Source organism: Chloroflexaceae bacterium, from assembly GCA_025057155.1.
GTDB lineage: Bacteria > Chloroflexota > Chloroflexia > Chloroflexales > Chloroflexaceae > JACAEO01.
The window spans coordinates 1-21,750 of record JANWYD010000005.1; the positions used below are offsets into that span (position 1 = coordinate 1).

The window sequence follows — 21,750 nt, forward strand, 5'->3', positions numbered from 1 at the left end:
CCCCAACCCTCCCCCGCTGGGGGAGGGAGTCCGGCTCCTCCCCCCAACGGGGGGAGGCTGGGAGGGGGGCGGAAATGCCGCGAAACTTACCAAACCCTCCCCTCTGGCGGGAAGGCTTCGCCGCGTCTCTGGGCTTCAATCTCCTCCCGCGCCGCGATGCCCGCCGCGCCATGCGCCAGGGCCTGGAACAACTCCAGGTAGCGCCGCGCCGCAGCGTCCCAGGAGAAGGCGGCGGCGCGCGCGCGCGAGGCGGCGCCCATGCGCCGGGCCAGGTCGCGGTCGGCGGCGAGGCGGCGCAGATGATTGGCGAGCGCGTCCACATCGCCCCAGGCGAAGATCCAGCCGTTGACGCCCTCGGCGACCAGTTCGGCGGCGCCGCCGGTGCGGGTAACCACCACGGGCAGGCCGGACGCCATGGCTTCGAGGGTTGCCACGCTCATCCCCTCGTTGTAGGACGGGAGGACGAAGACATGGGCGCTGGCATAGCGGGTGGCGATGTGCTCGCGGGCCACATAACCCGCGAACGTGACCCGCTCAGCCACGCCGAGGCGCTGCGCCAGGTCCTGGTATGCGGCGCGCGCGTCTCCCTCGCCGACCAGTTCGAGGCGCAGGTCGTGTCCTTCGGCCACGAGGCGGCGCAGAGCCTCAATCAGGTGGGCCTGCCCCTTGCGCTCGATCAGCCGCGCCACGCAGATCACCCGCAGCGGGCCGCCATCGGCGATGGGCGCCGGGTGAAAGGCCGACAGGTCCACGCCGTTCGCAATAAGATCAATCTTTAGCTCTGGACTGATAGTCCGGATCATATCGGCCTCGCCCTGGCACTTGGCCACTACCCGCCCGGCATCGCGCCAGATGGCCTTGATCACCGGCGTCAGGACGGGGTATAGCGGCCCGTAGCGTTGCTCGAAGCCAGGAATGTCGGGGCCGCAGACGCGCACCAGGTAGGGCAGGCCGGTGAGGCGCCGCAGGGCCAGGGCCACACCCCCGGCGGGCACAGCGCTCCAGGCGAACACCAGGTCATACGGCGCGGCCCGGTGCAGGCGGAGGGCGAGGGGCAGGGCCCGGGCGGCGTAGGTGAGCAGTTCGCGGTTGCTGGAGTGGTGGATGTTGCGGTTGTTGACCGGGGTCTTGAAGATCCGCGCGCCCGGGGCGAAGGTCTCCTGTTCGGCGCGCCGGCCCAGGGCCGAGGTCACCAGGTCAATCTCCAGCTCCGGCATACCCGCCAGGCGCTCCAGGATGGCCCGGTTCACCGTGCCCGTGCCGCCACCGAGGGGCGGAAACTCGTTGTTGAGCATGAGGATGCGCATGCGCCGTGCCTGTTGACATGGTTTCACAGGTGCGTTACCGTTCACGGGTTCCGCCCCTCTCCCAGCCTCTCCCCGTTGGGGGGAGGAGCCAGACTTCCTCCCCCGGCGGGGAAGGGCTGGGGAGGGGGCGGAGGTTTAGCGAAAGACTTTGTTTACAGACTAATCAGTCGCCAACTTCTAAATGCCCCAAATGATCGGAATCTATCCGGTATAGCCCGCGCAGGGGGGCTTCGCAGCGATAGCCCGCGGCTTCAGCCGCCGGGCTACGGGGTGAATACCGGTTTATATAATCTTCATCAGCCGCCGGGCTACCGGGCGAATACCGGTTTATATTCTTAATCTTCATTTCCTATGGGGAATGGGACGCGAGGAAGCGCCTGAACGCTCTACTCTGTGAGCTCCCGGCCCATCCCGTTCAAGACTCTCGATACCGATACACCTGGCGCGTCACGTAGAGCGGGCGGGCCTTGACCTCCTCGAAGATCCGCCCGACGTACTCGCCGATCACCCCGATGGTGATCAACTGGATGCCGGCCAGGAAGAAGATGGCTACGACCAGGGTGGCGAAGCCGGGCGGCGAGAGGCCGATGGTCAGCTTCTGGATGGTATAGGCGATGGCAATCAGGATGGAGAGGAACGAAACCGCCAGCCCGGCCAGGGAGATCATGCGCAGGGGCACGAAACTGAAGGAGATCAGCCCGTCGAGGGCCAGGTAGATCAGCTTCTTGAAGGTGTACTTGGGCTTGCCGGCGTAACGGGCGTGGCGCTCGTAGGCCAGGCCGGTCTGATTCAGGCCGACCCAGGTGCGAATGCCGCGCACGAAGCGGTTGCGTTCGGGCATGCCGTTGAGCAGGTCTACGACGCGCCGGTCCATGATGCAGAAGTCGCCGGCGTCAAGGGGGATGTCAATGTGGGCGATGCGCTTGAGCAGGCGATAGAAGAGGGCGTAGGCTGCGCGCTTGAGGGGCCCTTCTTTGCGCTGTTCGCGGATGGCGTAGACCACGTCGTAGCCTTCGCGCCATTTGGCGATGAACTGGGGCAGAACCTCCGGCGGGTCCTGCAGATCGGCGTCCATAATGATCACCGCCGCGCCGCGGCTGTGGTCAAGCCCCGCGCTGATAGCCACCTGGTGGCCGAAGTTGCGCGCCAGGTCCACGGCAACTACCCGCGGGTCGCTGGCGGCCAGATCGCGCAACAGGGCCAGGGTGCGGTCCTGGCTGCCATCGTTGACGAAGATGATCTCGTAGTCCAGGTTCAGCGGGTCGAGTGTCGCAGTCAGGCGCGCGTAGAGGGCAGGCAGGTTTTCTTCTTCATTGTAAGCGGGGACGACGACCGACAGTTCGACCTCCTTATCGGGGTCGTAGCCGGTCCCCGCAGGGTCTGGAGGCGCGACGGCCCTGGCCAGGCGCGCGCCGCTTCGGGACTCGGTCAGCGCGGCCAGGGCGCGACAGAAGCGCAGCGCCGCCTCGGGATCGTCGGTGGGGATGAAGGGGGCGGGAACGGCGCGGGCCTCGACCGTCTCAGACGCTTCGAGGAAGGACACGCGCTCTTGAAGATCCACGGCTGTCTGTCCCATAGCGCTCTCTTTCTGGCGAACGCCGATGAAATGCTCGCGCCTCATGATTTACTACGCTGGACCGAGAAGCAATAGCCTGATCATCCCAGGCGGCGGTGGAATTTTGGATTTTGGATTTTGGATTTTGGATTTTGGTCTCTGGCAAGGTTTGCGCCTATGCAGGATAGCATTCGGGTATTACGGCAGTGTTCCCTTGCGCGCCGCGCGGCGGGGTGGGAAAAACCCGCTTGCCCCTGCCGCAACCCGGAGGGTTGCGCGACCGCAGCGCCATTGGTCGGCGTAGAGACGGCCCGCCGGGCGGTCTCTATGCCGCCGGGGGCGGGCAGGCGGGGCCGCCACGGTCGCCGACCGTGCGGGGTGTTGCGTATGGGCGTCGCGACGCGCATGTGCTGGCGGCTGCACGGTTACACGCGTTACACCTGGCGTCGGGGCCGGGCTGCACGACCGGCGGACAAAGAGAGTATACTTGTGAGGGCGAAGCCCTGCCAGGCCCCACGCCCTCGTAGCGCATATTTACAGCAGTCTGGTGCAGCGATGAGTGTGAACCACGACCGTTCCACGCCCTGGTCCGCCGCGGATCTTGCCGCATTGAACGCGCGCTTCCGCGATCGCCCGCCCGAAGAGTTGCTCGCCTGGGCCGCCGAGCGCTTTGGCGAACAGACGGCGCTGACATGCAGCTTCGGCGGCGCGTCGGGTATGGTGCTGCTCGACCTGGTGGCCCGCCGGCGCCTGCCTATCACGATCCTCTTTCTCGACACCGACCTGCTCTTCCCCGAAACCTATCATCTGGCCGCCGAGGTTGAACGGCGGTACGGGCTGACGGTCAAACGCCAGCGTCCCGCCCTCAGTCTGGAGGAACAGGCGCGCCGGCATGGCCCGGAGTTGTATGCCCGCGACCCGGACCGCTGCTGCGCCATCCGCAAGGTAGCCCCCCTGGCCGAGGCCCTGCGCCCCTACCGGGCCTGGGTCAGCGGCATTCGCCGCGAGCAGACTGCCCAGCGCGCCGCCACCGAACTGGCGGCCTGGGACGCCCGGCACGGTCTGCTCAAGCTCAGCCCGCTGGCGGCCTGGAGCGAGCGCGAGGTGTGGGCCTACATTCAGGCCCATCAGGTCCCCTATAACCCGCTGCTCGACCGCGGCTACCCCAGCCTTGGCTGCGCGCCCTGCACCTGCCCGGCCAGCCCCGACAATCCGCGCGCCGGGCGCTGGAGCGGTTTCGCGAAGACCGAGTGCGGGATCCACGGGTGAGGCGTGGAGGTGTGGAGGTGTGAGGTGTAGAGCTACGGAACTGAAAACACCTCCACACCTCCACGGCGTGCGCCGGGTTCTCGGATGCGGTATCATTCCCTCCAGCAGCATTCGCCTTTGACGCGCCGGAAGCGTCGCGCATCAGGAGGTGTTCAATGACGAACGTTCCCGCTCCGCGCCTGCTGTGGACGCCCTCGCAGGCGTTGCAGGACAGCAGCAACATCCGCGCCTACATGCGCTGGCTTGAGACCACGCGCGGCCTGCGCTTCACCACCTACGACGAGTTGTGGCGCTGGTCGGTCAGCGACCTCGAGGCCTTCTGGGAGTCGCTCTGGGAGTACTTCCACATCCGCTCGGCCACGCCCTACACCCGTGTGCTTTCCGGCCATGAGATGCCCGGCGCGCGCTGGTTCGAGGGCGCGACGCTCAACTACGTTGAGCACGTATTCCGCCGGGCCACGCCCGACTATCCCGCGGCCCTGTTTCAGTCGGAGCGCCAGCCGCTGACGCCGATCAGTTGGGCCGACCTGGAGCGCCAGGTTGCCAGCGTCGCCGCGGCGCTGCGGGACCTCGGCGTTGGCACGGGTGATCGAGTGGTCGGCTACGTGCCGAATATCCCCCAGGCCCTGGTGGCCTTCCTCGCCGCCGCCAGCCTGGGCGCCATCTGGTCGAGTTGTTCGCCCGACTTCGGCAGCCCCAGCGTGATCGACCGTTTCAAGCAGATCGAGCCGAAGGTGCTCGTGGCGGTGGACGGCTACCAGTACGGCGGCAAGCCGTTCGACCGGCGCGCCGTGGTGGCCGAGATTCAGGCCGCCCTGCCGACCCTGGAGGCGACCATCTTTGTGCCCTACCTCGACCCCCAGGCCGCGCCAGAGGGTCTCTCCGGGCGCATTCTCGCCTGGGAGACGGCCCTGGCGACGCCAGGGGAGTTGCGTTACGAGATGGTCCCCTTCGAGCACCCGCTCTGGGTGCTCTACTCCTCCGGGACCACCGGCCTGCCCAAGCCAATTGTGCAGAGCCAGGGCGGCATTCTCATCCAGCATCTCAAGGAGTTGCACCTGCACCTCAACCTCAAGCCGGGGGATCGCTTCTTCTGGTACACCACCACCGGCTGGATGATGTGGAACTTCCTCATCGGCGGCCTGCTGGCAGGCGCGACGGTGCTACTCTACGACGGCAGCCCGGCCTATCCCGACATGGGCGCGCTCTGGCGGCTCGCCGCGGAGAGCCGGATGACCTTCTTCGGCACCAGCGCCGGGTACATCACCGCGCTGATGAAGAGCGACGTGGAACCGGGCCGGCAGTACGACCTGAGCGCCCTGGTCGGCATAGGTTCCACCGGCTCGCCCCTGCCGCCCGAGGGCTTTGAATGGGTCTACGAGCATGTCAAGTCGGACCTGTGGCTGGCCTCGATCAGCGGGGGCACCGATGTGTGCGGGTGCTTCATCGCCGGGGCGCCGATCCTGCCGGTCTACAGCGGCGAGCTCCAGTGCCGCGCCCTGGGGGTCAACGCCCAGGCCTACGATGCCGACGGCAACAGCGTTATCGGCGTGATGGGCGAACTGGTGATCACCGAGCCGATGCCCTCGATGCCGATCTATTTCTGGAACGACCCCGATGGGCGGCGCTACCGCGAGAGCTACTTCGAGATGTACCCCGGCAAATGGCGCCACGGCGACTGGGTGGTGATCAACGAGCGGGGCGGGGTGGTGATCTACGGGCGCTCAGACAGCACGATCAACCGCCAGGGCGTGCGCATGGGCAGCAGCGAGATCTACCGCGTGGTCGAGAGTCTCCCCGAAGTGCTTGACAGCCTGGTGGTGGACCTGGAGGGACTGGGCGGTGCGTCATACATGCCGCTCTTCGTCGTGTTGCGCGAGGGGGTGGAGCTTGATGCGGCCCTGGAGCGCAAGATCAAAGATGCGATCCGCACGGCTCTGTCGCCGCGCCACGTGCCCGACGCGATTTTCGCCATTCCCGATGTGCCGCGCACGCTCTCAGGCAAGAAGCTGGAAGTGCCGGTGAAGAAGATCCTCATGGGCGTGCCGGTGGAACGGGCGGCCAATCCCGACTCGCTGCGCAACCCCGAGTTGTTGCCGTTTTTCGTGGAACTGGCGGCGAAGCTCAGGGGGTAGTTCCCGGTGGAGGTGTGGAGCTGAAAACACCTCCGCATCTCCACACCTCCACACCTCCACATCCCTCACTCACCGACGGCAGGCTCAGGGGCGCCGAGGCGAATAATCGCCGCCCGCACCTCATCGGCGGCGCTCTGCCAGGTGGCGCGCAACCTGGGGTGCGCCTTCGGGTACATCGGCGCGCCAAAGTAGACATGCACCTTGAAGGGGCGTGGAATGAGCACGCCCTTGGGCATCACGCGGGTCGTGCCTTCGATGTAGGTAGGAATGACCGGGGTGCCGGGGAACTCGGCGATCAGTTTGCCGATCCCGGCGCGGAAGGGGCCGATGGTCCCATCGGAGCTGCGCGTGCCTTCAGGGAAGAGGAGCAGCACGTAGCCCTCGCGGAGGGCGCGCGCAGCGTGGCGCAGCGGGTCCTGGCCCCCGCGCCGGTCACGAGCGACGGGAATAGCGTTGAAGAGCACTCGTGAGGCGAACTGCTGCGGCCCGCCCTGAAAAAAATAATCCTGAGCCGCGGCGGCGACGAAGCGCTCCCGCGCGTGACGGGGCAGCGAGGCGAAGACAACTGCCGTATCAGCGTGACTGCAGTGATTGGCGGCGATAATACATGCGCCCTCAGTGGGGATGTGTTCGCGTCCCTCAACTGCCGGTCGCGCGTAGATCCATACAAAACGCACAAACAGACCAGGAAGGAACCGGGCCGCGACATGGCGGCTCTTGTAGAGGCTCATCGTCGTTCCGCCAGATGATTAGAGCACTGACCGGAATGCTTGATCCACTGAGGACACTGAGCCGTATGGCTCTCGGCGCGAGTGCCGCCATCATTACGGATCAATCTTTTCGAGAAACGCTATAGACATTCGTACCAGGCAACGCTTTATTGTACCGCAACTCGGGGCAGCAACGCCGAACAGGGCGGGCCTTGCCCTCCCGGGCCCGCCTCTGAAGGCGGCTTCAGGGAACGCGTAGTTGACCCGCAGATTGCGCTTTACGGCGACGGCGCCCCCCACAGCAGCGCCTGGCCCCCGCTGATGGTCGCCGCCAGGCGCTGCTCCGGCCCCAGCGCCATCGCGCTGGCCGGGGTCTTCAGCGCGCCTGCCTGCTGTCCGCTCGCTGTTGCGTAGAAGACCGGGCCGCCAGGGGTGTTTACCAGCAGCAGTTGTCCATCGGCGCTGAGGCGCGGCTCGCTGGCATCGGGCGCAACCGGCCAGCGGTCCAGTTGGACGCCCTGGGCGACGTCCCAGATAAAGGCCGCGCCGCCCGCCAGTCCCACGAGCCGGGCGCCGTCGGGGCCGAAGCTCAGCGCCTCCACCAGACTCCCCGTGCGGCCCACGTTTCGCAGCGCCCCATCTCCGACCGTGAGGAGCCACACCTCGCCCGCGGCGACGCCAATGGCCAGCGTGGCGCCATCGTCGGTGAAGGCCAGAGCAGAGGGGTCGGCCGGGGTTTTGAGCGTCCGTTCCTCGCCGTTCGGGCGCCGCAGGACCAGGTTGCCCTCGGGACCACGCCAGGCCGCCGCCGAGCCATCGGGGGCGAAGGCCAGCGCCTGCGGGGCGCTGTCGAGCGGGTTGCCGGCTTCATCAACCGCCGGGGGGAGATCGCCGATCGCGCTCAGGATCGTGCCGTCGGCAATGTTCCAGGTGACAATTTTGCTAAAACCAATCGCTGCGCAACCGTAGCGCGCCAGGACGCTGACGCGCCGCCCGTCGGGACTAAAGCGCAACCCGCTCAGGGCGAAAACGAAATCCTCGGGCGCTGTTGCCAGCACCGCGCGCTGTGTCCCTGTCGCCACGTTCCACAGTTCCACCTGGCCCACCGGGCGGCTATTCTCATCGCTGACAACGGCGGCGAGGGCCAGCGTCGCGCCATCGGGGCTGAAGGCGATGTCGGTGTACGCCGCGAGGTCGCGTTCCACAACCGCGCCGCCAGCCAGATCCGCCACTCGCACCTGGCCGTTGCGCCCCAGGGCGATCCGTTTGCCGTCGGGAGCGTAGACGACACTGACGCTGGCATCGTCCTCGTAGCGCACGGCGCCATCGGTGGTCGCGCTAACCCGCGCCCCGCCGGGCGGGCAGTCGCCGAGGAGCGGCGTCAGGGTGGCGAGGGTGTCACGCCGGGGGGCGAAACGAGGTTCCTCGGCAGGCGGCAGGTCGCCGGCGCGGTTCACGCCGGCAAGACGGCGCCGTTCACGTCCGGCGGCAAGGTCCCAGACAATCAGGTCCGGGCCGTCTACACTCAGCAGGTCGCGCCCATCGGGGCTGAAGGCGACCGCCGACACCAGGCTGCCGGGCACACCGATTATCTTCGCGCCGTCCGGCAGGCTATAGATCGTCACCCGGTCATTAAGCACCACGGCCACCCGGCCGCCGTCCGGGCTGAAAGCGGGCGCGGCGCCCTCAACTTCCAGCACCGGCTGGTTGTCACCGGCCGGGTAGACGCGAGTGATTGAGGGATCTGTGAGTCTGTTCTCAACGGTAGCGAGATAGCGGCCATCGTCACTGAAGCGAGGCGCGTTGCCGGGTAGTTCGGCGACACGGGCGCCATCGGTGGCGCGCCATAGCCAGGTAACCCCGTCTTCAAGCTGGTAGGATGGGCTGCTCGTCGCCAGCAGGTTTCCGTCAGGCGCGAAGCGCGGAGTGCCGCCCCGCAGTTCAGCGATTGGCGCAGCGTCGGCGGCGCGCCGCAGGACGGCGCGACCCTGCTCATTGTCGCCGGGCGTGGCGTGGGCCAGGAGCGCGCCGCCGGGCGACAGGGCGAGATCATAAGCGGCGCCGACGGCCTCGAAGCGGGCCAGCTTGAGGTCGGGAAGACGCAACCAGGCGATGCCGGCGGTCGTGCCCACTACCAGGGCGTCATCGCTGAGGGCGAAGCTGGCGAAGCCCCCCAGGCCAATCGAGCGTAGCCGGGCGATCCGGCCTACCGTTTCGGGACCGAGACGGGTGGCGGGCAATTCGGGCGTGGCCAGAGGCGATGGCAACGCCTCTGGCACGGTGGTAGGGACCGTGGGCGCTGTAGGCGCGATAACCGCGGCGGTCGGGGCGAGGGGGGCCATGGTCGCGGTGGGGACGGGCGTGGCGGCCGACGGTGGCGAAGCGCAGGCGGTAAGGGCCAGGGCGAGAAGGAGCGTGAGAAGCCGCGGGTAATGTTGCATACGATGCTTCCCTTTTGTGGTCCTTACCCTCCCCCCAATCTCCTCCCTCTCCACCTATCCTGGAGAGGGAGGAGGCGCCGAGCGTGGCGAGGCGGGGGAGGGTAAGGAGCGACTCCCATCGTCAGGTGGATGCGGGTAGAGACTCCCTCGCCAGGGGGTTCTGGAGGGGGCATTGCTCCCGGGAAGACGCCCGGGCATTCTGTCGTTGTGCAGTGAATGCGCACACACATCAAACGTGAAAAAAAGAGGATTTGGAAGGGCAGGGCCCTCCCAGATCCTCACTTGCAACGAGCATTGGAGCACTCGGCTCAATCCGTACCCCCTACCTCCTGCCCCCTACCCCTGCCGCCTGCGCCGGCTACCGCGCGGCTTCCTCGCGAATCCTGGCGAACGCCTCGGCATCATAGCGCAGCACCGGCTGCCGGGCGGCGCGCACCTCGTCGAGGCGGCGCACAGGCGCCTTCGTCGGGGCCTGGTGCAGCAGTTCGGGAGTCTCGACCGCCTCGCGGGCGATCTGGCGCAGGGCCTGGATGAAGGCGTCGAGGGTGCGCTTGCTCTCCGTCTCGGTCGGCTCGATCATCAACGCCTCGGGAACGATCAAGGGAAAGTAGACCGTCGGCGGATGAAAGCCATAGTCAATCAGCCGCTTGGCGATGTCGAGCGTGCGCACCCCGTGCGCGCCGGGAATCTGGCCCTTCAGCACCGTCTCGTGCATACAGATGCGGTCAACGGCCTGAGGGTAAAGGTCTTTGAGCATCACTCGCACATAGTTGGCGTTGAGCACGGCGGTCTCGCTGACCTCGCGCAGGCCCTCCGCTCCGAGGCTGCGGATGTAGGTCCAGGCGCGCACCAGCATGCCGAAGTTGCCGTGAAAAGCCTTCAGGCGACCGATGCTTTTTTCGGGAGTGAACAACTCATACGCGCCGCTCTCGGTACGGCGCACACGGGGGCCAGGCAGGTAAGGGGCCAGGGCCGCTGTGCAGCCCACCGCGCCCGAGCCGGGGCCGCCGCCGCCGTGCGGGGTGGTGAAGGTCTTGTGCAGGTTGTAGTGCATGAAGTCAAAGCCCAGTTCTCCCGGTCTGGCGATGCCGAGGATAGCGTTGAAATTGGCGCCATCGCCGTACATCAGGCCGCCGGCCTCGTGAACCAGGCGCGCCACCTCGACGATGTGCTCTTCAAACAGCCCCAGGGTGTTGGGGTTGGTGAGCATCAGTCCCACCGTGCGCGGTGAGAGTCTGGTCTTCAGGTCATCCAGATCTACATTGCCGCGCGCATCGCTCTTCACCTCAACGACCTTGAAACCGGCCATCGCCGCGGTGGCGGGATTGGTGCCATGGGCGGCGTCGGGCACCAGCACCTCGACGCGCTGCGGCTCGTTGCGGTCCAGGTGATAGGCGCGGAAAGCGAGGATGCCGGCGAATTCGCCCTGGGCCCCGGCGGCGGGTTGCAGCGAGACGGCGTCGAAACCGGAGATCTCGCCCAGATACTCCTGAAGTTCGTACATCAGTTGCAGCGCGCCCTGGGAGAGGCTGGCATCCTGGAGGGGATGGGCGGCGGCGAAGCCAGGGAGCCGCGCAGCTTCTTCGTGGAGCTTGGGGTTGTACTTCATCGTACACGACCCCAGGGGGTAGAAGCCCGTATCAATCGCATAGTTCCGCTGGCTGATGCGGGTGTAGTGCCGGATCACCTCGGGTTCGGACAGGCTGGGGAAGTCGTTCATATCGTCCTGGCGCAGCAACGCCTCCGGCAGGGGCGTTTCGGGCACATCGAGGCCCGGCAGGTTGGCGCCATACTTTCCCGGCGCGGAGAGTTCGTAGATGTGGGGTTCGTAAGTGTCCATCTTGATATGCTTTCCAGGTTAGCCGGGCAAAGACCGGTAGTGGTTTTTCATCACCGGTGGAGCAACCCTCAGAGTTGCTCCACAGGCCCCTGGCAGTCTAACGGAACAGATCGGCGATCTTCAGGCTAAACCCAGGCAACAGATCCGGGCTTTCCAGGGAGGCTTCCGGGCCATAGGTCCGCGCGAGGCCATCGGGCGTATGCACAGTGATGCTGCGGCTGCGCGGGTACACCACCCAGACGGCGCTCGCGCCCGCAGCCAGGTAGTCGCGGACCTTCTCATGCAGCCCGTCGGCGCTGTCGGAGGGTGAAACGATCTCCACAGCCAGGTCGGGCGCGATAGTCCAGAAGCCTTCGGGCACTCCCGTTTCGGGCAGACGTTCGGCGCGCACATAGTATACGTCCGGCGCGCGCACGGTGGCAGGATCTTGTTGGAGGACAAAGCCCGACTCGATACCGACATAGCCGCCGCGCTGTCTGCTCCACTGAGACAGAGCCGCGGTAATCAACGCAGCAAGAATACCGTGTATTCCTCCAGGTGGCATCGTTTCAACAACTTCTCCCCCCACAAGCTCGCGCCGGGAGGCGCCGGGGGGCAGCGCGGCGAACTCTTCGACGGTGAGCAACCGGCTCGTAGTGGCGCTCATAGTTCCTCCGGGTTCTGCAGCAACGCCAGGGCCAGGTCGGCGCGTCCAGCCTCCAGGAAGAGGATGAGACGGTAAGGGGTCAGGGCGAATTCGCGGACCTGATCGTAGCGGCGCTCGGTGGTGGCGTCGTAGGCGTTGCCATAGCCAACACGGATGCTGAAATACTCCTGACCGTCGAAATGCTCCATCACCGCGACGTGGTCCCAGGCGGGGCGCCAGGCCAGGGCGTAGCCCCAGCCGGTCAGGCCGGCGAGGCGCCAGTGGCGTTCGCGCCGCCGTACCAGCACGCGAGCAGGGCGGAGATCGCCGTGGGTGAGGCAGGCGGGCCGTCCGGTGGTCACAACATTCGCAGCGGCCCAGGCGGCAAGCGCCGCCGCGCCGCGGGCGTCGAGTTCGCCAGCGGCCCTGGCGGCCTCGAGGGCGGCAGTGAGGCGCGCCTGGTAATAACGAACATCCTCGTCGGCGCGCGCGCCAGGGGCAGGGCTGCTCTCACTGCCGTAGCCCGGCGGAGCGTCAGGGTCGAGGGGACCGTAGGCCGGCGCAGTATACTGGTGCACCCGCGCCAGCAGCGCGCCGAGGGCCTGGCCCAGTTCGTAGCGCTGTTCCTCGTCGAGAGCGCCCAGCACCTCGATCAGCGACGTGCCCTCAAGGTATGCCAGCAGCAGATAGGGCGCGCCGGCCTCCCCGCGCAGATCGTGGGCGAGTACCTCGGGGAGCGGCAGATCAATCTCTGCCCGCAGGGCGCGCAGCGTTGCCAGTTCAGCGGCCAGAGGATCGCCCGCGCCTGGATCGGGGGGCGCGCCCAGGCGCAGCACGGCGCGCCGTGACTCGCCCAGGTGGAGCAGCAGCGTGCGCTCGCCCAGCGGCTCCGCCTCGCGCAGGCGAGTGCCGGGGAGGGCATGGGCGACGAGGCGCCCGAGTTGTGCGTCGGTCAGGAGCATAGAATGATTTTAGATTTTGGATTGCGGATTTTGGATTGTCGGCGGGCGACATCCGCGGTTTTCTCGCACAACGATGTGAGTCAAAACGGGTTTTCCTGGGAGGGCTGCGCTTTCCCAGACTCTGCAAGGATAAGGTCGTGTAAGTCGCTCCTCACCCACCCCCTCGCTCCCTCCCTCTCCACCACAGGTGGAGAGAGAGGGTTGGGGAGGGTGAGGACCAGCCACCTCAAGCGCAGCTACCCCGCCTCCCGCAACGCCGCCGCCAGGCGGTCAATCTCGGCCTTGCTGTTCATCTCGGTGACGGCCAGGAGCATAGCGTGACCCAGTTGGGGTTCGTCCTGGCTCAGGTCATAGCCGCCGATGATGCGTTGCGCGCGCAGGGCGGCGTTGATCTCGGCCACGGGCCGCGGGCAGCGCACCACGAACTCCTTGAAGAACGGGCCGCGCTCCACGCTGTACCCCGGCAATTCCGCGATCTGCGCGGCGGCGTAGTGCGCCCGGTGGTAGCAGAGTTCGGCCACCCGGCGCATGCCCTGCCGGCCCAGCAGACTCATATAGACCGTTGCGGCCAGGGCCATGAGGCCCTGGTTGGTGCAGATGTTGCTGGTGGCCCGCTCGCGGCGGATGTCCTGCTCACGGGCGCGCAGGGTCAGCACGTAGGCCAGGCGCCCGTCCACATCGCGGGTGACGCCGACGATGCGCCCGGCGATTTTGTGCACATATTTCTGCCGGGTCGTAAAAATGCCCAGGTACGGCCCGCCGAAGTTGAGCCCGATGCCTAGCGGCTGGCCCTCGGCGGTGGCAATATCGGCGCCGGCCTCGCCGGGAGTCTGGAACAGGCCCAGGGCGATCGGGTCGAAGTGCACGCAGAGCAGCGCGCCGCGGGTCTGCACCTGCGCGGCCAGCCCGCGCAGGTCGTGCAGCCGTCCGAAGAAATCGGGGTTCTGGACGATCAGCAGGGCGGTCTGGTCGTCAACGAGGGCCAGGGCGTCCTCGATGGTGGCGCCGGGGGTCTCATCGCCGGTAATGCGGACATCCAGGGCCTGCAAGTAGGTGCGGAGCACGGCACGGTACTGGGGGTTGACGCTGCGGGCGACGACGATCTTGCGCCGGTTGCGAACTACGTTGAGGGCCATGATGGCCGCCTCGGCGATGGCGGTGCCGCCGTCGTAGTGCGAGGCATTAGCAATCTCCATACCGGTGAGCGAGCAGATCAGGCTCTGGTACTCGAAGATCGCCTGAAGCGTGCCCTGGCTGATCTCCGGCTGATAGGGGGTGTAGGCGGTGTAGTACTCGCCCCGGCGGAGGATCTGGTCCACCGCAGCGGGCACGAAGTGGTTGTAGGCCCCCGCCCCCAGGAAGATGCTATGGCTGTGGGCGCTGGCGTTCGCGTCGCTGAGGGCGCGCAATTCGCGCATCAGTTCCGCTTCGGAGAGGGGCGCGGGCAGGTCGAGACGGGGGAAGCGCCATTCCTCCGGCACATCGGCGAACAGGTCTTCAAGCCTGTTGACGCCGATAGCGGCCAGCATCTCGGCGCGCTCGGCTTCGGTGATGGAAATATAGTGAGACATAGCGATGCGATCTAGACTGCAACCTGAACCAGGATGGCTAGAAGAGTCCGGATGACCTCCGTAGCGCAACCTTGAAGATTGCGCTGCGGGGGAAACCGGATTGCTCCACCCCCGCCGGACAGGCGGGCCGGCGGCTAATGGGCGCGCCCCTCGAGATAGGCGGCATAGGCGGCGGCGTCCATCAGTTCCTCTTCCTCGCCCGAAGGCCGCATACGGATGAGCCAGCCCGCGCCGTAGGGATCGCTGTTGATCGGCTGCTGGTCGCTCTCCAGGGCGCTGTTCACGGCGGTCACCTCGCCGCCAACGGGGGCGTACAGGTCTGAGGAGGCTTTAACCGACTCGATCACCCCGAAGCTTTCGCCGGGGGCGAAGGTTGCGCCCACCTGGGGCAGTTCGACGTAGACGATGTCGCCGAGCTGTTCCTGAGCGTAGTCGGTAATGCCGATCACCACCTCATCGCCCTCGACCCGGACCCACTCGTCCGACTTGCTGTAGCGGAGGTCCGCTGGAATGACGCTCATGATGCACTCCTAAGGTGAACACAGGTGGTTGTAGGGGTATGGGGAAACCTGGTTTCCCCATACGCCTGCCCGATCGTGAACGTGGGGAAACCAGATTTCCCCGTGCCCCGGCCTGCTGCACAAGGACGATCGCCGCCGCGGGTCATGCCTTCTTGTAGCGCGGCTTATAGAACGGCATTTTAATCACCCGGGCGCGGGCCGGCTTCTCGCGGATAAGCACATCGAACTCGCTGCCCTCGGCGCTCAGCGGGGTGGGCACCAGGGCGATGCCGAGGGGCTTGCCCAGGGTCGGCGCCGGCATGCCCGAGGTGACGTGGCCCACCCGCTCGCCGCTGAGCGCAAGCACCGGATAGTCGCTTCGGGCGATGCCGCGCCCGACCATCTCGAAGCCGGCCAGGCGGCGGGCCGGCCCCCGGGCCTTAATCGCCGCCAGGGCCTCGCGCCCGACGAAGTCGCCCTTATCGAGTTTGACCACCCACCCCAGGCGCGCCTCGTAGGGGTTGATCGTCTCGCTGATCTCGTGGCCGTAGAGGGCCAGACATGGCTCAAAGCGCAGACTGTCGCGCGCGCCGAGGCCGCAGGGCTTCACGCTTCCTGGCGCGCCCAGAGCCAGCAGCCGCGTCCAGAGCATCTCGGCGTGCGGGGCGTCGAAAAACAACTCGAAGCCATCCTCGCCGGTGTAGCCAGTGCGAGCAATCAGCACATTCACTCCGAACATGCTGGTAAGCGCCACCCCGTGAAAGGGCAGGTTGCCCAGTTCGGCCGTCTCGGCGTCCTCAGCGTTCACCAGCAGCGCCTCGGCGGCGGGACCCTGCAGCGCCAGCATGGCCCAGCGCTCGGAGCGGTCCTCCAGTTCCACATCAAAGCCCCGGGCGTGTTCCTGGAGCCAGGCCCAGTCCTTGTCGCGATTGGCGGCATTGACCACGACCAGAAACTCATCGGGGACATGGTAGATGAAGATGTCGTCAACAATGCCGCCATCGGGCTTGCAGAGCAGGCCATAGCTTGACTGCCCGATCGGGATGGCGCTCACGTCACAGGTGACGACGTGCTGGAGGAAGGCCATCGCGTGAGGGCCGCGAACCATAAAGCGGCCCATGTGACTGATGTCGAACAGACCGGCGCCCTGCCGTACCGCGTGGTGCTCCTCGATGATCCCGCTGTACTGAACCGGCATCTCCCAGCCGCCAAACTCAACCATCCGCGCGCCAGCGGCGCGATGAGCCTCGAAGAGCGGAGTGCGTTTGAGCATAGGGCCTCCGGTTACGGTTCCAGATCGGCGCGAACGCGGCGCAGCAATTCGCGGCATGCCACGGCATAGCGGGCCAGTTCCTCATCGCCGCTGGCGCGCGCTTCGGCGGCGAACTGCCAGAGGGCGTCAGCGGCGGCCTCTTCGAGGAGCACAGGATAGCGATCGAGCACCTCGATCAGCGCCTCTTCACCGTCGGCGACCAGCAGCGCCTCAATGGCCTCATCAAGGCTCGCCGCATCTGCCTCGGAAGCCGCGGCGGGACGCCGGCGAGCCAGGGCCTCGCGGCGCTCCTCCAGGGCCTGGGCCAGGCGTTCGTTCCCCTCATCGAGGGCCTGGTCCACTCGCCGGGCCAGCAGGCCATCGGCCTCGAGGCGCAACAGCACAGGATGTTCGGCGCAGACCGCCTCCAACTCGGCGTCCGTGCGCGTCCGCAGCAGGGCCTGCACCGCGGCGTCGGGCAAGTCGTCGACGGGCGGCGCGGGCGCCGGGCGTGCGGCGTGGCTGCGCGACATCTCGGTCAGGCGGGCCAGGAGGGCGCGGGCGTTGCGCAGGCTATCGGCGATGGCGAACTCGCGCTGTTCGAGCGCCACCTCAATCAATTGCGCCAGGGCCGTATCAGCGCCCGGGTCAAGCAGAACAGGATGGCGCGCCAGGACGGCCTCGAACTCCTCCGGCCCATCTGCAGCCAGCATGGCCTCGACGGCCGCCAGCAGCGGCGGCGGGTCCTCGGTCGGGCTGCCTGCAGGCGTCTCGGATGCGCCCCGCCCGGCCACGGCTTCGCCGGTGACCGGCGGGGTCACGTGTGACGCCGGTTCGGATGGACGGCGTTCCATACGCTCCAGGAGACGGGCGATGCCGCCCAGGTCCTGAACGATCTCCACCTCGCCGAGATAGGGGCGGCGCTGCTCCTCGGGGAGGGAGCCAACCAGGAGGGCGTGCAGGTCGCGCGCCTGGTCGCGCCAGGCGTACTCAGGGACGCCGGGAGCAGGCGCGAAGATCACCCGGCGGCGCACAGCGTCGTGGAAGAGGAGCGGCGCGCCAGCGGGGCCGCGGTGGCCGCAACTCGGGCAGGTTACCACGTTCAACTCGCCCCGGCGCAGCGCCGCAACCGCCTCGGGCGCCTCCTGGGCGTCGAGGATCAGCCAGACTGGCGCCTCAAAGGCGACATTGCAGGCAGGGCAGGCAAGTTCAGTTGACTCCTGGTACCCGACAGACATAGGCGGCGAGTGCTAGGTCGAAGAAAACCTCTCCCATTGTACCATCACTTCGTCCGGTTGCAGATTACTGATCGAGTGGGACGCATCTGGACGCGGTCCGTAGCCGGTTGACACCCGGATCCTCCAGCGCAGGGCATGGCTTTTTCGCCGTGCCTCGCTGCACTCGGAGCTCCCAGGTAACGAGGCGTCCATTATTCACGAGGGTAGCAACAGGTTCGGGCGCCTCCTGCCCCTTTCGAGACCGGCAGAAGCGCCGCTGCCAGTTCTACTGCGCTGGCCTGGCTGTGGATACGCAGTTCGTAAGGATCGCCAAAGAACCAGAGATCACCTCTGATTCTTTCCTCTGCCGCCAGCTCGTTCTCGGCGGTCGGCACGCTCGACGCCAAAGAACCAGAGATCAACTCTGGTTATTTCCCCTCTAGCAATATCCGGTTCTGCAATAACGATGAACTGCGTTTAACATCCGCTCAATACTCAATGTCCGGGTAATTCTTACGCGAAAGCGGGAGGGTTTGGGAATAAATGCCCGATCAAACTCCTGTTTATGCCATCTTATCAGGAAAGGGATAAAGATCTGCGGCATGAACCTTGTTGAAATATCAACATATAGTGTATGAAGATATAAAAAATGTTAATAATATATTGACATAGGGCGGGCTTTATGTTATAAAAAGGGGCGTAACTCAGAAAATCTCATTCCATCCTTGATCTTATCATTGGATGTTGTTGGTATTCGGTAGCTTGTTGTGGCCGATGCGGCGCTTTACTACGATTCGGGCATGAGAGAGAGTCCGTGAGATGTCAGTTCAGTAGACAAGGCATCTCAATAAATCGGTCAACGTAGTGTGCAGCAAGACGAGAGCTGCAAAACTATGGAACTAAAACGCTATATCGATGTGCTTGTAAGGCGACGCTGGATTGTCATACTGACGGCTCTGGCCGCCTGTATTGCCGCAATACTAGGAACGCTAGGCATGGAGCCTCGTTATAAGGCGGCTACTACGGTTCGTATCACGCCGGGCACGAGTGCGCCGATAGACTTTGGACTGCTTGAATACTCCGTGCGTCTAAAGAACACCTACGCTGAGCTTGCGCGAAGTGAACCTGTGTTGATGGCGACCTTGAGCGAATTAGGCTTCGAAGAGTCGTACTCAGTGAAGAGCTTGCGGCGACATATTAGAGTGAAGTTCCCCGCTAACAACGAGCTAATGGTGATTGAGGTAGAAGATACTAATCCGAACAATGCGGCTGCTCTTGCTAATACCATCGCGAATACCCTCATTGAACAAAGTAAGAGTTCACCAAACCGGCGCAACTTCACCCTCACGGTCGTAGCCCCCGCCAGTGTCCCAACCAGTCCGAATGTGATAAGCCAGGCGCTTCTCGTCGCCTTTGGTATCGCGAGCGGGTTGCTCGGGGGCGTCGTGCTTGCTTTTTTGATGGATAATCTCGATACAAGAGTGTATTCTAATGAACAATTGCTAGATTTTGCCACGAATCTGCCAATTGGATACATTCCCGCCTTTTCTCATCGTAGAAACGGTGGATTGGAAAGCACCGCTGAAGGCGAAGCTCTGCGTTTGCTCCGCACTCGCTTGCTCGCGCTCAAGCGCAAGACGCCATTCAAGACCATTCTGGTGGCCAGTGCTGAGCCTCGAGCAGGGAAAACAACCATCGCTACAGGCCTGGCCTGGAGTTTTGCTCAGCAAGATCGTAAAGTTGCGCTCGTTGATGGCGATATGCGCTTACCGCGCGTTCATACGATGCTGGGTCTGAAGAATGAAATAGGCCTTGGCAATGTACTGAGTCAGCAAGCCTCGCTCGATGAGGCATTGCAGTTTAGCAGTCGCTATGGGTTTCATGTACTGACAAGCGGTGAGCCTGGATCGAATCCGGCTGAATTATTGAGTTCGCGCACGATGGCCGAAACCCTTGCGTTGCTATCGGAGCGATTTGATGTCGTCATTATTGATACGCCCGCGCTCACGGCGGTGCCTGATGCCGTGATACTCGCCACGCTAACCGATGGCTATCTGCTAGTGGTCCAACGCGGCCATTCGCGGCGTGAAGACATACAGGCCGCCCATGAGCAGCTTGTTGCCGTTGGTGCAGAAGCCTTTGGCGTCGTCATCAACCGTGCGGCGCCGAACCGTCGGTATGCCTATTATCAGCACAGGTGACTTTCTTTAATTTGTCTCGCTGCCTGGGGCGAGGCGGCGAGTCGTCGACCTCGTTGCTTGTCAGGAGTTCTCGCGGGCGGTGCGCGGTGGTATGACTGCGAGCGGGAGTCAACAAAGGCAAGGTGATACTGTGATCCGATCTGGCTGGACATCATTACTACACGAATGATTCGGGGGGCAGCGATGTTGGAGGTGAAGAGTCACGCGCCGGATCTGGCGACCGAGAGTTCACAGCTTGTCTTTGAAGTCAAAGCAGGAACGTTTTATCTGATCAGCAAACGGATGTTGGATGTTGTGATCGCTGCGGTGCTGCTCCTACTGCTTGCGCCTGTCATAGCGGTGATTGCCCTGGCGATCAAATGCACCTCTCCTGGTCCGGTATTCTTCGTCCAGGAACGCGTAACTGTCCGGTTGAAAAAGCGCAATGGCCGGAGAGTCTGGGTGGCGCAGCCTTTTCAGTGCTATAAGTTTCGTTCGATGTATCACAACGCCGATCCTGCCTTGCACCGCTTATATGTCGAAGCCAACATCAAGAATGATGTCGATGCGATGCGCCGATACAATGGCAATGAAACGAAGGTTCGGAAACTTAAGGCCGATCCGCGCATCACACCGATCGGGCGTTTTTTGCGCAAGACAAGCCTTGATGAACTGCCACAACTCTGGAACGTCCTGAAAGGCGATCTTAGCCTGGTCGGTCCGCGCCCGGCAATACCCTACGAGCTTGACCTCTATAAACCGTGGTATTTTGAGCGCCTCGGCGCCAGGCCGGGCGTCACCGGTTGGTGGCAGGTTACTGCGCGCAGTGCGGCCAGTTATGATGAAATGGTCGCTCTCGATATCTGGTATGTCAATCACCAGTCATTCCTCCTCGATTGCTGGATTTTGCTTCTCACACCGCGAGCGGTGCTATGGCCGCGCGGGACGGCGGTGTGAGCCAGTGAGTCGTTCACCTCTCGATGGTTTTTAGAGTACGTCGCAGGCGGTTGCAGCGGTTGGGCGAGCTATATGGGAGTATGCAATGAACGCTGTTCGCGTAGGTGTGATTGGCTATGGCTACTGGGGTCCCAATCTTGTACGCAACTTCGTCGAGTTGCCGGAGGTCGAACTTGTTGCTGTAGCCGATCTTCATCTGAGCCGGCTTGCAAAAGTCAAACGTCGCTACCCAACGACGTTGATAACCCAGGATTACCGGGATCTATTCGACCTTGGTCTCGATGCGGCGGTCGTTGCTACGCCGCCTACCACTCACTACGCTATTGCCCGTGATTGTCTCCAACACAATCTCCATGTTCTGGTTGAGAAGCCGCTGACGGTGAACGGCGCCCATGCCGAGGAGTTGATCGACCTGGCGCATGCTCGCCGGCGCGTCCTAATGGTCGGGCATACTTTTGAATACAACGCCGCCGTTCGCGAACTGAAACGCCTGATTGACAGCGGGGAGTTGGGCCAGATTTATTACGTCGACGCGGTGCGAGCAAACCTCGGCCTGTTCCAGTCGAAGACAAATGTGCTCTGGGATCTCGCGCCGCACGATGTGTCGATTATTTTGTACCTGCTCGGTCACAACATCGAGACCGTAAGTGCGCAGGGCACTGCCTGTCTTCTTAATGGCGTGCACGATAATGTGTATCTGCACCTGCGCTTTGCGCACGGAGTGACAGCCCATGCGCGTCTGAGCTGGCTTGATCCCAGCAAGACGCGTCGCATCACAGTGGTGGGCAGCAGGAAGATGGTGGTGTATGACGATGTCGAGGCCATTGAAAAGATCAGGATCTATGATAAGGGCGTCGAACACATGTTGCCCGATGATGGAAATGGCGATGTGTCCTTTAACTACCGCCACGGGAATATGGTGATCCCCCACGTTCCTGTATCCGAGCCGCTGCATGACCAGTGCCAGCACTTCATTTCGTGCATTATGACCAATACTGAGCCTCAGAGCAACGGGGCTGTTGGTCTGAAAGTTGTGCGGATACTCGAGCAAGCCGACTTTTCGCTCCGCAACAACGGCGTGATTTGCCCGGTCAATCTCAAGGCGCCTCAGGTGCAGCACACGGATTTAATGGCCAGAGAAGTGGCGGGTGTTGTGTTGCAGCCGTTTCAGCGCCGCGCGGTTGGCTTGGAGTAGCGGAGCATGTCAGCGTCTATGGAGCGTCGCCGAC

At 64.4% G+C, this 21,750-nt stretch carries 16 protein-coding genes; 5 read left to right on the forward strand and 11 right to left on the reverse strand.

Annotated elements, in window-relative coordinates; genetic code table 11:
- Positions 1-86: 86 nt before the first annotated feature.
- On the reverse strand, positions 87-1,307 hold the full coding sequence (locus NZU74_05140; protein MCS6880695.1) for a glycosyltransferase: 1,221 nt from the start codon (positions 1,305-1,307) through the stop codon (positions 87-89).
- A 415-nt stretch (positions 1,308-1,722) separates the two neighbouring features.
- A complete protein-coding gene (locus tag NZU74_05145) occupies positions 1,723-2,883 on the reverse strand; it encodes a glycosyltransferase family 2 protein (GenBank protein ID MCS6880696.1) in 1,161 nt (386 codons plus the stop codon).
- A gap of 534 nt (positions 2,884-3,417) precedes the next feature.
- Between NZU74_05145 and NZU74_05150 the strand changes: the two genes are divergently transcribed.
- Both NZU74_05150 and NZU74_05155 read left to right on the forward strand, forming a co-directional pair.
- Positions 3,418-4,131, forward strand: a complete 714-nt coding sequence (locus NZU74_05150; GenBank protein MCS6880697.1) for a phosphoadenylyl-sulfate reductase — start codon at positions 3,418-3,420, stop codon at positions 4,129-4,131.
- A gap of 155 nt (positions 4,132-4,286) precedes the next feature.
- Complete coding sequence (locus tag NZU74_05155; protein MCS6880698.1) at positions 4,287-6,266, forward strand: acetoacetate--CoA ligase; 1,980 nt, start codon at positions 4,287-4,289, stop codon at positions 6,264-6,266.
- Positions 6,267-6,331: 65 nt separating this feature from the next.
- On the opposite strand, the gene NZU74_05160 is transcribed toward NZU74_05155, so the two are convergent.
- The 9 genes from NZU74_05160 to NZU74_05200 form a co-directional block, all read right to left on the reverse strand.
- Positions 6,332-6,997 carry a 1-acyl-sn-glycerol-3-phosphate acyltransferase gene (locus tag NZU74_05160; GenBank protein ID MCS6880699.1) on the reverse strand — a complete coding sequence of 222 codons (666 nt, stop codon included), beginning with the start codon at positions 6,995-6,997 and terminating at the stop codon, positions 6,332-6,334.
- A 257-nt stretch (positions 6,998-7,254) separates the two neighbouring features.
- Positions 7,255-9,417: a WD40 repeat domain-containing protein gene (locus NZU74_05165; GenBank protein ID MCS6880700.1), complete on the reverse strand. Its 2,163-nt coding sequence runs from the start codon at positions 9,415-9,417 to the stop codon at positions 7,255-7,257.
- Positions 9,418-9,775: 358 nt separating this feature from the next.
- Positions 9,776-11,257 (reverse strand): aminomethyl-transferring glycine dehydrogenase subunit GcvPB, encoded by a 1,482-nt coding sequence (gcvPB, locus tag NZU74_05170; GenBank protein MCS6880701.1) that lies wholly within the window; start codon positions 11,255-11,257, stop codon positions 9,776-9,778.
- A 97-nt stretch (positions 11,258-11,354) separates the two neighbouring features.
- A complete protein-coding gene (locus tag NZU74_05175; GenBank protein ID MCS6880702.1) occupies positions 11,355-11,903 on the reverse strand; it encodes a Uma2 family endonuclease in 549 nt (182 codons plus the stop codon).
- The gene (locus NZU74_05180; protein ID MCS6880703.1) at positions 11,900-12,844 is read right to left on the reverse strand and encodes a phosphotransferase; all 945 of its coding nucleotides are present in this window, start codon (positions 12,842-12,844) and stop codon (positions 11,900-11,902) included. Before NZU74_05180 ends, NZU74_05175 begins: the two co-directional genes overlap by 4 nt.
- Before the next feature lie 236 nt (positions 12,845-13,080).
- Positions 13,081-14,415 (reverse strand): aminomethyl-transferring glycine dehydrogenase subunit GcvPA, encoded by a 1,335-nt coding sequence (gene gcvPA, locus NZU74_05185; GenBank protein MCS6880704.1) that lies wholly within the window; start codon positions 14,413-14,415, stop codon positions 13,081-13,083.
- A 134-nt stretch (positions 14,416-14,549) separates the two neighbouring features.
- Positions 14,550-14,936, reverse strand: coding sequence for a glycine cleavage system protein GcvH (gene gcvH, locus NZU74_05190; protein MCS6880705.1), 387 nt, complete (start codon positions 14,934-14,936; stop codon positions 14,550-14,552).
- Positions 14,937-15,078: 142 nt separating this feature from the next.
- On the reverse strand, positions 15,079-16,188 hold the full coding sequence (gene gcvT / locus NZU74_05195; GenBank protein MCS6880706.1) for a glycine cleavage system aminomethyltransferase GcvT: 1,110 nt from the start codon (positions 16,186-16,188) through the stop codon (positions 15,079-15,081).
- 11 nt (positions 16,189-16,199) lie between these two features.
- On the reverse strand, positions 16,200-17,405 hold the full coding sequence (locus NZU74_05200) for a CpXC domain-containing protein (protein ID MCS6880707.1): 1,206 nt from the start codon (positions 17,403-17,405) through the stop codon (positions 16,200-16,202).
- An 872-nt stretch (positions 17,406-18,277) separates the two neighbouring features.
- On the opposite strand from NZU74_05200, the gene NZU74_05205 reads away from it, so the two are divergent.
- The 3 genes from NZU74_05205 to NZU74_05215 all read left to right on the forward strand — a co-directional run bounded on the left by NZU74_05205 (position 18,278) and on the right by NZU74_05215 (position 21,716).
- The gene (locus NZU74_05205; GenBank protein MCS6880708.1) at positions 18,278-19,585 is read left to right on the forward strand and encodes a polysaccharide biosynthesis tyrosine autokinase; all 1,308 of its coding nucleotides are present in this window, start codon (positions 18,278-18,280) and stop codon (positions 19,583-19,585) included.
- A gap of 183 nt (positions 19,586-19,768) precedes the next feature.
- The gene (locus NZU74_05210; GenBank protein ID MCS6880709.1) at positions 19,769-20,521 is read left to right on the forward strand and encodes a sugar transferase; all 753 of its coding nucleotides are present in this window, start codon (positions 19,769-19,771) and stop codon (positions 20,519-20,521) included.
- Between the two features lie 85 nt (positions 20,522-20,606).
- Entirely contained in the window at positions 20,607-21,716 is a 1,110-nt protein-coding gene (locus NZU74_05215) for a Gfo/Idh/MocA family oxidoreductase (GenBank protein ID MCS6880710.1), read from the forward strand.
- Positions 21,717-21,750: the final 34 nt, after the last annotated feature.